Source organism: Rhodococcus sp. NPDC003322, from assembly GCF_053589555.1.
This window is the reverse complement of the sequence record NZ_JBSFSC010000006.1, coordinates 150,766-163,193: the sequence shown is the minus strand read 5'-3', so window position 1 is coordinate 163,193 and position 12,428 is coordinate 150,766. Positions and strand designations below refer to the sequence as shown.

9 protein-coding genes are annotated in these 12,428 nt (G+C 65.2%); 4 read left to right on the top strand and 5 right to left on the bottom strand.

What is annotated here, in order from left to right:
* Nucleotides 1-30: 30 nt before the first annotated feature.
* Complete coding sequence (locus ACWDUM_RS23265; RefSeq protein WP_450135801.1) at nt 31-1,230, bottom strand: amidohydrolase family protein; 1,200 nt, start codon at nt 1,228-1,230, stop codon at nt 31-33.
* Nucleotides 1,231-1,481: 251 nt separating this feature from the next.
* On the opposite strand from ACWDUM_RS23265, the gene ACWDUM_RS23260 reads away from it, so the two are divergent.
* The 3 genes from ACWDUM_RS23260 to ACWDUM_RS23250 all read left to right on the top strand — a co-directional run bounded on the left by ACWDUM_RS23260 (nt 1,482) and on the right by ACWDUM_RS23250 (nt 5,117).
* Complete coding sequence (locus tag ACWDUM_RS23260; RefSeq protein ID WP_450135800.1) at nt 1,482-2,753, top strand: alpha/beta fold hydrolase; 1,272 nt, start codon at nt 1,482-1,484, stop codon at nt 2,751-2,753.
* Between the two features lie 49 nt (nt 2,754-2,802).
* A complete protein-coding gene (locus ACWDUM_RS23255) occupies nt 2,803-4,272 on the top strand; it encodes an aldehyde dehydrogenase family protein (protein ID WP_450135799.1) in 1,470 nt (489 codons plus the stop codon).
* Between the two features lie 290 nt (nt 4,273-4,562).
* Nucleotides 4,563-5,117, top strand: a complete 555-nt coding sequence (locus ACWDUM_RS23250; protein WP_450135798.1) for a hypothetical protein — start codon at nt 4,563-4,565, stop codon at nt 5,115-5,117.
* 67 nt (nt 5,118-5,184) lie between these two features.
* On the opposite strand, the gene ACWDUM_RS23245 is transcribed toward ACWDUM_RS23250, so the two are convergent.
* Together ACWDUM_RS23245 and ACWDUM_RS23240 are read right to left on the bottom strand one after the other, a co-directional pair.
* Complete coding sequence (locus ACWDUM_RS23245; protein WP_450135797.1) at nt 5,185-6,117, bottom strand: LLM class flavin-dependent oxidoreductase; 933 nt, start codon at nt 6,115-6,117, stop codon at nt 5,185-5,187.
* A 35-nt stretch (nt 6,118-6,152) separates the two neighbouring features.
* Nucleotides 6,153-6,569: a nuclear transport factor 2 family protein gene (locus tag ACWDUM_RS23240; RefSeq protein WP_450135796.1), complete on the bottom strand. Its 417-nt coding sequence runs from the start codon at nt 6,567-6,569 to the stop codon at nt 6,153-6,155.
* Between the two features lie 455 nt (nt 6,570-7,024).
* Between ACWDUM_RS23240 and ACWDUM_RS23235 the strand changes: the two genes are divergently transcribed.
* On the top strand, nt 7,025-7,147 hold the full coding sequence (locus ACWDUM_RS23235) for a hypothetical protein (protein ID WP_450135795.1): 123 nt from the start codon (nt 7,025-7,027) through the stop codon (nt 7,145-7,147).
* 711 nt (nt 7,148-7,858) lie between these two features.
* Here the strand turns inward: ACWDUM_RS23235 and ACWDUM_RS23230 are convergent.
* On the bottom strand, nt 7,859-8,938 hold the full coding sequence (locus ACWDUM_RS23230; RefSeq protein WP_450135794.1) for an aldo/keto reductase: 1,080 nt from the start codon (nt 8,936-8,938) through the stop codon (nt 7,859-7,861).
* Between the two features lie 129 nt (nt 8,939-9,067).
* Complete coding sequence (locus tag ACWDUM_RS23225) at nt 9,068-12,355, bottom strand: protein kinase domain-containing protein (protein WP_450135793.1); 3,288 nt, start codon at nt 12,353-12,355, stop codon at nt 9,068-9,070.
* Nucleotides 12,356-12,428 lie beyond the last annotated feature (73 nt).

Genomic DNA, 12,428 nt, shown 5'->3' with positions numbered 1-12,428 from the left:
GTTCGACCTTCCTTCGCTGGTGGTGTCGGGTCAGGCGGGCAGCCGGTAGAGCTTGATGGCGTTCTCGCTCATGACCTTGCGGGTGACTTCCGGACCCCAGGGCTCGAGCACCTTGATACCGTGCTCGACCGGGTTCGGATACAGGCAGGTCGGGTGCGGGTAGTCGGTCTCGAAGAGCACGTTGTCGAAGCCGATCCGGTCGAGCAGACGACTGGGCGCCATCTCTTCGAACCAGAAGCACGAGTACATGTGGTCGCGGAACTTCTGGGTCGGCGAGGTGATCTGGTAGCGGTCGTCATGGGCCTCGAGCATCTGGTACTCGAGGCGTTCGAGGACGTAGGGAATCCAGCCGATGCCGCTCTCGACCGACACCCACTTGATCTTCGGGTAGCGGTCGAAGAGGTCGGCGGTCAGGAGATTGGCCATGATCTTCGCGTTGTGCAGCTCGATCATGGTGGATCCGACGAGGGTGCGCTGCCACTCGCCCTGTCCCTCCCAGGCACTCTTGAAGAACGCCTCCATTCCGAACTCCGAAGCGCCCACGTGGAAGTTCACCACCATCTCCCGGTCGGTGATGACCTCCCACAGCGGATTCCAGTGCTTGTCGAGCAGCGACGGGAGCCCACCTGCGTGCGGTTCACTGCACATCGTGATGCCGCGCAACCCCATGTCGGCGCAACGCTGCACCTCACCGATGGCCGCGTCGAGGTCCCAGAAGGGAAGCAGACCCATGGGGAAGCAGCGGTCGCCCGACTCCTCCTGGAACTCGCTCATCGCCGTGTTGTACGTCTCGGCGATCAGCCGCGCCAGCGACGGATCCGGGATCTTGACCAGCTTGTTCGCACCGAACCCGGCAACGTTCGGGTAGACGATCTGAGCCCAGATGCCCATGTCGTCCATGCGCTCGAGGCGGGTGGGAACGTCGTACGATCCCACGTCCACCTCGTCCCACTGAAGGCCTGCTTCGAGGTTCCAGTTCCAGAAGGACTCCTTCTGTCCGTCCTTCTTGATGACCGCCGCGGCGCCGGCCGGACGCGCGAAGATGGCATCCCCGTTGTAGTACCAGGTGTCCCGGCCATCCTCGCCTCGGACTTTACGGGGAACCCGTTCCTGATCCTTCTTGGCAACGCGCGAGGTCCACAGGTCTGGGGGCTCGGTGATGTGGGTGTCTGCATCGACAACCTTCATGCCGGCGAGGGGGCCGGAGCTCAACGCTTCAGGTGCGGGCATCGATGGATCCTCTCCATGTAATCGACGTGAGATGATGTTCGGAACATTAGTCTTGAAACTATTAGTCTGTCAACGGTCGAGTTACGCGACGTGACATCACGGTCGACCCGAAATGCTTAAGGACAGAACATTTTTCCCGCTCAGTGGACATTGACCGACCTCCGGATCCGGGGCTAATGTTCGAGCTCGTGGGCGGGTGCTCCTGGAGAACGAACCCGGCCCCTCGCCTCATATCGGAAGGTCGACCGACAATGCTTCAACTCGATTTCCCCGCGCTTGTCGCGCAAGCCAATTCGGACCGCGAGTTTCCGCGGGCGGCCCGATACTGGGACGGAATCCTCGAATTCGTGATCGGGGACGATGCAACGTCTCTTCGCGTCACCGACGGGCGGATCGAGGTGGCCGAGTCAGGCACATCTCCCGGCGGTCACGACATCACGATCTCCGCGGATGCCGAGGACTGGTGCAAGCTCCTTTCACCGAATCCGGCCGCCGGCTGGCACGACGTCGCTTCCGCACGCGGTTTCACCGTGACTGCGGACATCCTCGACTTCGGTCCGTACTACGCCGCGATCCGCCGTCTTGTCGCACTGATGACCGAGCAGATCCACGGGCCGTCAGCCTCCTCGTACCGGCCCGCACCGGCCACGCGAAGCCATGACGACACCGTCGGCCGGTACGTCCACCTCGATGTGCTCGGCTCTCAGTACCGGGTCTATTACGAGCAGACCGGACAGGGAATTCCGCTCCTGCTGCTCCATACAGCGGGTGCCGACGGTCGCCAATGGCGACATCTGCTGGAGAACCGCGACTACCAGCAGCGCTACCAACTGGTCGCCGTTGACCTCCCCTACCACGGCAAGTCCCTTCCCCCCACAGGGAAGGACTGGTGGAACGAGGAGTACCTGCTCACCCGCGACTTCCTGATCTCCTTCATGGATGCGTTCACCGATGCGCTCGGACTGAACCGTCCCGTCTTCATGGGCTGCTCGGTGGGCGGCCTGCTCGCACCGGACCTCGCCTACTACCGGCCCGGCAAGTACCGTGCCGTCGTTGCCCTCAACGGCGCTCTCGCGATGCCGTCCACGCATCTCGCCAAGCCGGACAAGGTTCGCAGCTGGCACCACCCACGCGTATCCAACGAGTGGAAGTCGTCGAGCATGCTCGGCTTCATGGCACCCCGGAGTCCCGAGGTCTACCGTCGAGAAACTGCCTGGGTGTACAGCCAGGGCGCCCCCTCGGTGTTCGCCGGCGACATTCACTACTACATGCACGACCACGACCTGACGGCCGAGCAGGCCAGCACGATCGACACAGCACAGACCGGTGTCTACCTGCTCACAGGTGAGTACGATCCGCTCGCACTGAGCGGCCTGAGCAAGAAGCTTGCCGATGCGGTCTCCGGCTCCCAGTTCGAGATCAACACCGACATAGGACATTTCGGGCCATCGGAGAACCCGGACGGCTTCATGGAGGCCCTGAATCCTGTCCTCGACGAAATCGCCGCGAAGTACCCGAACTGACCTCCGATCGATTCGTGAACACTGCCACTACTAGCGGAAAGCCTCAGTGATGCAAGAAAGACTCGGAATCTTCGTCGACGGTCAATGGCAGGACTCGTCCGGATCGGACACCGTCACCATCGTCAATCCCACGACAGAGGAGCCGTACGGGATTGTCCGTGTCGGAACCGCCGCCGACATCGACCGCGCAGTCGTCTCGGCCGATCGCGCACTGGGCTCGACCGCATGGCGCGACGCCACGCTCGACGACCGCTGCAAGATCGTCGCGCGGATCGCCGAACTCCTCGAACAGAAGGCACCCGAACTCGCTCGTATCCAGACCGAGACCACCGGTGTTCTACATCGGAACGCACTGCGCCTCGGCGAGTCGGTTGCGCTCATCGAGATGTTCCTGGAGTCGGCTCGCCGCGTCAACTTCCGGTACCTGCGGCGCGACGCATACGGTGACGCACTCGTCACCCGTCGCCCGGTCGGTGTGGTCGCCGCCATCGTTCCCTGGAACGCACCGATTCGCTCCGAGGTCAAGAAGGTGATCCCCGCGCTGCTGGCCGGTTGCACGGTCGTGGTCAAGCCCTCCCCGGAGGTGTCGTTCGGCACCGCTCTGTTCGCCGAGATCTGCGCCGAAGCCGGAGTGCCGCCGGGGGTTGTGAACGTAGTGCTGGGAGACGGTTCCACGGGTGACGCGCTGGTGCGACACCCGCTTGTACGCAAGGTCGCCTTCACCGGGAGCACACCCACTGGTGCGAAGATTGCCGCTGCGACGAGTGGCTCCTTCACACGGCTCCAACTCGAGCTCGGCGGCAAGTCCGCCGCGATCCTGCTGGACGACTTCGACCTCGACGCCGTGCTCCCGTGGCTCGTCCGGGGAAGCTGGGCGAACTCCGGTCAGGTGTGTGTCGCGCTCACCCGGATCCTCGTCCCCCGCAGTCGGGCCGGCGAGGTCGTCGACGCACTCGCTGCGGCTGCACGGAATCAGGTCGTGGGAGATCCCTTCGACGAGAACACCACCCTCGGCCCGCTGGTCACTTCCCAGCACCGGGACAAGGTACTGGGGCTGATCGAGGCAGGACTGCAGGAAGGCGCCAACCTCGTGACCGGCGGCAGAAGCAGCGACCTCCCCGGCTGGTTCGTCGAACCGACCGTCTTCGCCGACGCCACGAACGACATGCGCATCGCCCGCGAGGAGATCTTCGGACCCGTCGCGACGATCATCGCGTACGACTCCGTGGACGAGGCCGTTGCCATCGCGAACGACTCACCGTACGGGCTTCACGGTGCGGTCTTCGGCGCGGACGAGACTCGCGCGCTCGAAATCGCCCAACGGGTCGAGTCAGGCAGCCTTGGAATCAACCGGGCGCTTCTTCCTCATTCGGCGCCGTTCGGTGGCGTCAAGCAATCCGGAGTCGGGCGCGAGCACGGACCGGAAGGATACGACTCCTTCCTCGAGTACGTCTCGTACAACATCTCCTCCACGCTCGCCGACCAACTGACGTCCGAACCGGCCGACCCCTTCGCGTGAGATCACCACGCGTCCAGGCAATCGACCGCCCGGACGCCGGACAGGAAGGCGCGACCCCCGCGGGTCGCGCCTTCTGGTTCCGATCATCGTTGCCGCAGCGATCTTCCAGGCGGCGCACGGGGTCAACGCGTCCGTTGCACTGCTCAGTTCGACCCTCGGATTCGGGACCGCGCTGGCGATTCCGTTCTCCGCGGGAATCTCGCAGGTCGCAGGCTGGCACCTCACTTCTGGATCACCATGGGGTTGGGGATCGTCCTGACAGCCGTGGCGGCGATGTGCCTCTCGGCAACATGCTCATCACGACACAGTTGCTGCAGGGCCCTGGGGGTGCAGCTGCCGGGTACGGACTGCCGATGCTCACCGCGGCGTTGTGCCAGATACCGGCGAGCATCGTCCTGATCGCAGTCGCGCCGGCCTCGGCCAGTGTCACCGGACGGTTCGGGGCCCGCACCACCCTGCCGATCGGTGCCACGTTCCTGACCGCCGGCTACTGCCTGCACGCTGTCGCCGAAAAGCCACTGTGGGGCGTGATCGCTGCGTTGAGCATCACCGATGTCGGCACAGCCTTCTGCTACAGCACGCTGCCCCTGCTGACCCTCGCAGTGGTGCCGCCGCAGCATCTAGCCTCCGAGAACGGCGTGAACTACCTGCTCCGGACCACCGGTAGCACGCTGTGCAGTGCAACGGCCGCAACGATCCTGGCGGCCTTTGCGCTCGACGGATCCGAGAAGGCCATGTCGTGGAGCGGGTTCACCGTGGCCTACCTCGTGTGTGCGGCGTGCGCGGTCGTCGTGTTCGCTGTGTCGACGCGGCTTCCACGACATCCCGTGTCCCGGGATCGCTGACGACCACTCCGCCGGCCGACGAGGGCCCCGCGCAGTGCACTGCGCGGGGCCCTCGAGATGTTCGCTACTACGGCGCGGTGGCCGCGGTGCTCGGAAACAGTGAATCCAGAGTCGAATTCAGCTCTCGACAGAAGTCTCGGAGTTCGTCCGGCTTGTCGATGTACACCGCCGGCTTGATCGCCAGCATGTCACATCCCTCCGAAACACGCAGCGGCGCGAGCTCTTCGAGTGTCCGTCGAATGTCGGCCGCCGCCCCGCCCGGCGGGAACTCCGGCGGGGCGACCCACCCGACCACCTCGAGGTCCTCGCTGCTGCGACCGACCGCATTCAGCGCTGTCTCGAGGGTGACCCGGTCCTCGTCCGTCAACGGGAATCCGAGGAAGATCCCGTCGGCGTACGTCGCGATCCGGCGCAGCGCGGTCTTGTTGAGCGAACCCCCACCGATCCAGGTGGTGACCTTGCCGGACGGCGGCTTCGGGGAGAAGTAGGTGTCGGAGAACTGGTAGAACTGCCCATCATACGCGGCCGGGGTGTCCCGCCACAGTCGCTGCCAGATCTCCAGGTGCTCGTCGAGTTGCTTTCCGCGACTGGCGAAATCGATCTGAAGGGAGTCGTACTCCTCGACATGCCAGCTCACCGTCGGCATCACGGTCAGCCGGCCGCGCGAGATCAGGTCGAGCGTCGCCAGATCCTTCGCCGCGATGATCGGGTGCCGCAGGGGTGCGATCAGGCCGGCCGAGATGAGCCGTATCTCCGAGGTCGCACCGGCCATCGCGGCCAGCTTGATCAGCGGCGACGGCCACGGCGTCGCCGGATCCTGCATACCGGGCCGAACCCAGTCACGAGGATTCTCGGGCTCGCCGAGCGAATCCGCGGTCGAACCCATGACGACGTGCTCGCTGACGAAAAGTCCCTCGATTCCCTCGGACTCCGCAACCTGCGCCATCTCGATGTGCCGGTACTCGTCCGCGGGGTCCAGCAGGGTGAACAGCTCGCTCATTGCGAGCATCACCTTGGGGCGCCGGCCGGAATTGTTCATTTTCCGGTCTCCGCGACGTCCTTGGCGAGTTGCGCCGCGAGCGTGTCCGCGGTGTAGTCGGCCTCACCCCAGTAGGCACGCATGTACGTGATCAGCCCGTTGTCGTCGAAAGTAAAGGTGTCGATCGGACTGGAGACGTAGGTCTGGCCCTCGTACACGCTGATGACACGGAAAAATGCAGCGGCACTGCTGTCGGTGATCCGCAGTGCGAGCAGCGACGTCCGGAGCTCACTCTGCGACGCCAGATCGAAATGTGCCCGGATTGCGGCGGTCCCCGCCTTCGGCACACTGCCCTCGGGATCCTCGATCACCCCGTCCTCGGCGAACAGCGCGGTGAGCTTCGCCGCATCGCCTTCCTGAAGATACGCAAGGTAATTGGTCACGCCGGCCCGGATGAGGTCAGGACTGGTCACGAGGAGCCTCCATTTCGTCGATGTCCTTCGAGAAGATAGGCCGTGACCATCCGAACAGCCTCGCAGGATTTCCACTCAGTGGACGCCTGCAACCCGGTACATGCACACCCCTCGCACTTGTACGCTGCGGGACCTTTCGTCACGAACCAGATGACGAAGCACGGCGACGACACGGAGTTCTGATGGATCTTCGACTCCCGCACGCCCGGAATCCCCGACTACGCCGCCGCGCCGTGAGGAGTTGGAGAAGGCCGGCCTGTGGCGCACCACGGCCACCCCCGAGGATCCGCCTGCGGCGATCGGTGGTCCCGCCGAGTCCCTACGGGAGGAGATCGACCGGTTCAACGAATTCTCTTAACTGGGAACCGATTCCGACTTCCACCGGGGCGAGCACGACAACGACCGGTTCTTCGGCGCCGGATCCGGCGACAACCCGGCACTGGTGCCCATCAGCGATGGGCGAACTGCACGCCGTCCGCCTCGTGCTCGGCGACTCGATTGCTGCGCCAATCGCCAGAATTGCTGATTTGCTGGCCTATTGGGTGGAGAGATTGAACTTCTGGCAACTGGCGCCCTGACCATTTGGCAACCCTGAGTTTCCGCAGCCACGCCAAAGAGAATCCGCGGCGAGAACTGGGCGCTCCTGCGTCACGTGAGGAGTCGCCCAGTTCACCACGGACGCGAGGCTAACTCGTCGAGAGCCCGCCGGCGTTGACGATGCCAATCACACCGACTACAGCTGCGAGCCCGGCCAAGATTCCGGACGCGACGCCCGCAACCGTGCCAACATCGCCCAACATGGCCATTTCAGATTCACTGGAACCCACTGTGTTTCCTTTCCTAGTGCGCGGAGCATCCGCGCGGAGATCACCCGCCTGCAGGAGTGCAGAGGTCGCGGCTGATCAGGTGAATTGCGGACAAGGACGATCAACGAACTTCACTGGGTGAGTTGGTCCCGATCCGCAGGCGGGTGAACAGTTCACTGAACCGCCGTGACCCACACTACATCCCCGAGCTGTGACTGTACAGATCACATTCGTTGGGACGCAGCCTTTTTCATGATTCAGCGCACGAGAATGAACAATGGATACCGCCCAGCTGAGGACCAGGAGACGACAAGTCGTTCGTGACCGCCATCGATCAGCACCAGCTGGCCAACTCTCGGGCGATCGCCACGCACGCCATGACAGGTCGTTTCCGCCGTTCGAGAGACCCGATCCACCGCCGATGGAAGCGGCGGCTCCCCTGCCCCTTGGGGAGGCTCGACAGCAGCGGGCGCCCACCGGGGGTCAGATCTGCGATCCTTCGTCCCATGGCCCGGGCGCCACTGGTGTGAACTGCTTTCCGCGCATGTAGTACGGGTTCCGGTTTCCCGCATACGACTGGTACGCCTCGTACGGGTACCGCCACGGCCTATCGCTGACCTCGTCCAGCCGCTTCATCTCGTCATCGCTCAGATGCCATTCCGCGGCCGCCAGGTTTTGGTCCAACTGTTCCTCGGTGCGTGCACCGATCAGCACCGAGGTGACACCCGGCTTGCGCACCAGCCAGTTCAATGCGACCTGTACCGCGGTGACCTCCCGGCTCGCGGCGATCTCGCGCAGGACGGCGATGATCGCGGCCAGCCTCTCCCCCTCCTCGCCGTCGGGCAGGTAGCCGTGCGTCCTGGATGTACCGTCCGCGGTGCGGTCACCGTGGTACTTGCCGGTGAGCATCCCGTTGTGAAGCGGCCCCCAGATCACCATGCCCACCCTCTCCTCGAGACCCAGCGGGACCAACTCCGCCTCCACGTCCCGGTTCATGAGGGAGTAGTTCACCTGCTGGGAGACATAGCGATTCACGCCGAGTCGGTCTGCTGTCGCCAAACCCTTCATCAGGTGCCAGCCACTGTAGTTGGAGACGCCGACGTACCGCACCTTGCCAGACCGGACCAGGTCGTCCAGCGCCCGAACCGTCTCCTCCTGGGGAGTCAGGCCGTCGTAGTTGTGCATGTAGTACAGGTCGATGTAGTCCGTGTTCAATCGACGAAGACTGTCCTCGCACGCACGGACGATGTACGAACGCGACGATCCGATGTCGTTCGGCCCCCGGCCGATGCGGTTGTACCCTTTGGTCGCGATCACCGCCTCCGCCCGACGCGTCTTGAGCGCTGCCCCGAGAACTTCCTCGGACCGCCCCTCGGCGTAGGTGTTCGCGGTGTCGAAGAAGTTGACGCCCGCGTCGAGACACTTGTTCACGATGCGATCGGCCTCAGAACCCGTGGACCCGCCCAGGTTCGAGTAGAACCCGTCCGTGCCCCCGAAGGTCATCGCACCGAATCCGAGCGTCGAGACCCTCAGTCCGCTTGCGCCCATGTTTCTGTATTCCACCGCCGCCTCCTGTCGATTGTGCCGCAATCGGCGCGAACCTAACGGCGTGGATGGCGCTGGCCAAGCATACTTCTCTGTCAGCGGGAGACCGCCAGGTCGCCGCGCGGAACTCCGTTGAACGAACCCGGGTCAGCGGCCCCTCTGCTCGACGACCCACGCCGCTATCTGCGCACGGGACGAAAAGCCCAGCTTGGTCATGGCGTGCTCGACGTGACCGTCCACGGTTCGTGGCGAGATCACCAGGCGAGCAGCGATCGCCTTGTTCGTCAGGCCCTCTGCCACGAGCTCGGCCACTTCACGCTCGCGCCTGGTCAGGACCGTCGCCGATCCGGCGCTCGTCGCGGCGGCTCGGGTCCGCTCACCCAAGGCGAATTCGATCGCGGAGCGGAAGCTCAGCGTTCGGCCCTGGGCGTGGGCTTCCTCGAACGCCTTCTGGCCCAGTGCGGACCGCGCACGGTTCTCGCAGTCGTCGTGATGTGCACGCATGTTCGGGGCCACCACGACCGAGCCCCCTGCGTGTCCCTGCGCCTGCGCCGCGCCCAGCAGCGTAGCGGTGCGCCCCGTGTCACCGTCCGCCAAGGAAACCCAGGCGAGGACTTCCAGGCACACGGACACCAGGTGGAAGTCCCTCCGCGACCGGGCCATCTGCAGCGCCTGTCGCGCTGCGTCGCGCGTCCGGTCGACATCTCCGATGCGCCACGCCGAGATCGCGATGCCGCACAGGGCGTGTGACCTCCACACCGACTCGGATCGGGGTTCGGTGACGGCGAGAACCCTGCCGTAGCAATCCGCAGCCCCCTCGGCATCGCCCTGAGACTCCCGTGCCCAGCCGAGTGTCATCAGCGCCAACACCTGCGCCTGCAGATCTCCCTGCGCAGTGAGTGCCTCCACGGCCGCCGTCAAGAATTCGTCCGCACGAGACAACTCATCGGCGAACACCGAATGGTGCCCGTCGGCGAGATCCACGTAGGCGCGCGCGATCGGATCCGACACCAGGTCGCCGAGAGACCGGGCCGTCGCAATCAACACCTTCGCCGTCTCGCCATCGCCCTGAAGATCCGCCAGAAGTGCGCTGTTGCACAACGCTTTCACCCGCACGGCCGATGGCACCTCGCCATCGAGCTCGAGGACACGCCCCAGCCAGTAGCGCCCTTCGCCGAGCCGGCCGGTCGAGAACCAGAACGGGTGAAGCGCAACGGCGAACTCCAGCGCGAACTCGCCGGGGACGTCGCCGGAGTCCGCCCCCAGTGCGCACTCCAGCGCCTCCCGAAGATTGGCTTCTTCGCGGCCGAGTCGGCCAACCCAGTCGAGCTGTTCGGGACCGATCCACCCTTCTGCCGAGTCCATTGCCAGCTGCCGGTACCAGTTCCGGTGGATACGCGCGAGCGCCACATGTCCGACATCCAGATCGGCCTTCGCCCAGCCGTATTCACGAAGTGACTCCAGCATCCGGTAGCGCACGCCGCCGCCCCAGTCCTCGCGCGTCAGGATGGACTTGTCGATCAGTGCGGTCAGCAGGTCGAGTACGTCGGAGTTCTCCTCCGCACCGAATCTCCCGATCTGTTCGGCGGCGTCGAGTTCGAAGCTGCCCGCGAACACGGACAGGCGCACCCATGCCTCTTTCTCCTCGGTGGTGCACAGGTCGTAGCTCCAGTCGATGGATCCGCGCAGGGTCTGCTGCCGGGTCGGCACGGCCCGACTTCCGTGACCGAGCAAGCTGAAACGATCGGTCAGTCGCTGCAAGATCTGGTCGAGCGACATCACTCGCAGCCTCGCCGCGGCAAGCTCGATCGCCAATGGGACGCCCTCCAGGCGCCGGCAGATCTCGGCCACGGTCGACGCAGAGCTCTGATCGAACTCGAAGCCGGGTAGAGCGGCGAGAGCCCGGTCGACGAAGAGATCGACCGCGTCACCCGATGCGACGACGCCACCGTGCTCGTCCGACCCCGGGAAGCTCAACGGCGGCACGCGCATCAACGCTTCTCCCCCGATCCCGAGCGCTTCCCGACTGGTGGCGAGCACTCTCGTCTTCGGGCTCGCACGAAGCAGCTCCTGCAGGAGACCCGCCACGGCGTCCGTGAGGTGCTCGCAGTTGTCGAGGACCAAGAGCAACTCGCGCGCCGCCACGAACTCGGCCAGCACCTCGGTCGGTGGCCGCGCGGTCTGGGACCTGACCCCGAGCACGTTTCCGACCACGTCGGGCAAGAGCGTGCCGTCCTGCAGCTGGTCCAGCTCGACCAGGAACACCCCGTCGGCGAAATCGCGTCGGCTCTTCTGGGCGACGCGCAGTGCCAGCCGCGTCTTGCCGACACCGCCCGGACCGGTCAACGTCACCAGCCGCGAGCGCGCCAACAGCCGCCGCGCCTCGGCCACCTCTGCTCGTCGCCCGACGAACCTGGACACCTCGGCGGGAAGGTTCGCGTTGCGGACCGACGACTTCTCGCCGGAGCGGGGTCCCGCACCGGATGTGCGGCCGGCACCCGACCCGGACAGTTCGGGATCGCCGCCCGAAGGTGCCTGTTCCGTGCTCGGCATGGCCAGGTCGTCGACGCGCAGGCCCCTCCCTTCCTGCAATCGCTGAAGTTGCTCACCGAGTGCGATCGCGGACGGGCGCTCATCCGGATTCCGCGCCATGGCACGTTCGACGATCTCGGCGACGTCACCCGCCACACCCAGCTCGTGTAGGTCGGGAACCGGCGCGGTGGCGATCCTGATGAACTGGGCAATCACGTCCTCGCCCTCGCGCCGCTCGAACACGGCATGGCCGGTGAAGGCGGCGAACAGTGTCGCACCGAGGCTGTACACATCCGATGCGGGTGTCGAGGGTTGCCCACCGAGTACCTCCGGCGCGGTGAAGGCCGGGGACCCGGTGACACTTCCGGTCACGGTGGTGAATCCACCGGTGAGATGAGCGATGCCGAAATCCGACAGCGCCGGCTCACCGTAATCGGTGACGAGGATGTTCCCGGGCTTGACGTCACGATGGATGATGCCGACGCGGTGTGCGGTCGCCAGCGCACCTGCGATCCTCACACCGAGCCGCAGCACGTCCTCGACGGACAACGGGCCTTGCCGCCGGATTCGGTCCTCCAGGGAGCCCTGCGGGTGATACCTCATGACGAGATACGGCCGGCCGCCCGCGATGACCCCGACGTGCAGGACGGCCACGATGTTCGGATGTCCGGTCAGCTGCCCCATCGCCCGCTGTTCGCGGAGGAACCGCTCCGTGTTGTCCTCGTCCAGGTCGCCTGCGAGGACCTTCACCGCAACCAGGCGATCGAGGGACGGCTGGCGGCAGCGGTACACCACGCCGAATCCGCCTCGCCCGATGACCTGGGCATCCTCGAATCCCGCGTCGCTCAGCTCCGCCACAACGCTGGATGCCTCGTCGCGCCGGGTTCGCAACGGATCCGTCATCACACAACACACTCCGGCTGCCGCACCGGGATCGGCGACAATCGGGCGTCACCTCCGGATTCAGGATATGCCG

Bases quoted from the DNA above. Each gene is read 5' to 3' on its own strand.
- ACWDUM_RS23265 (WP_450135801.1), bottom strand. From the start codon at position 1,230: ATGCCCGCACCTGAAGCGTTGAGCTCCGGCCCCCTCGCCGGCATGAAG.
- ACWDUM_RS23235 (WP_450135795.1), top strand. From the start codon at position 7,025: ATGGGCGAACTGCACGCCGTCCGCCTCGTGCTCGGCGACTCGATTGCT.
- ACWDUM_RS23250 (WP_450135798.1), top strand. From the start codon at position 4,563: ATGCTCATCACGACACAGTTGCTGCAGGGCCCTGGGGGTGCAGCTGCC.
- ACWDUM_RS23260 (WP_450135800.1), top strand. From the start codon at position 1,482: ATGCTTCAACTCGATTTCCCCGCGCTTGTCGCGCAAGCCAATTCGGAC.
- ACWDUM_RS23245 (WP_450135797.1), bottom strand. From the start codon at position 6,117: ATGAGCGAGCTGTTCACCCTGCTGGACCCCGCGGACGAGTACCGGCAC.
- ACWDUM_RS23225 (WP_450135793.1), bottom strand. From the start codon at position 12,355: ATGACGGATCCGTTGCGAACCCGGCGCGACGAGGCATCCAGCGTTGTG.
- ACWDUM_RS23255 (WP_450135799.1), top strand. From the start codon at position 2,803: ATGCAAGAAAGACTCGGAATCTTCGTCGACGGTCAATGGCAGGACTCG.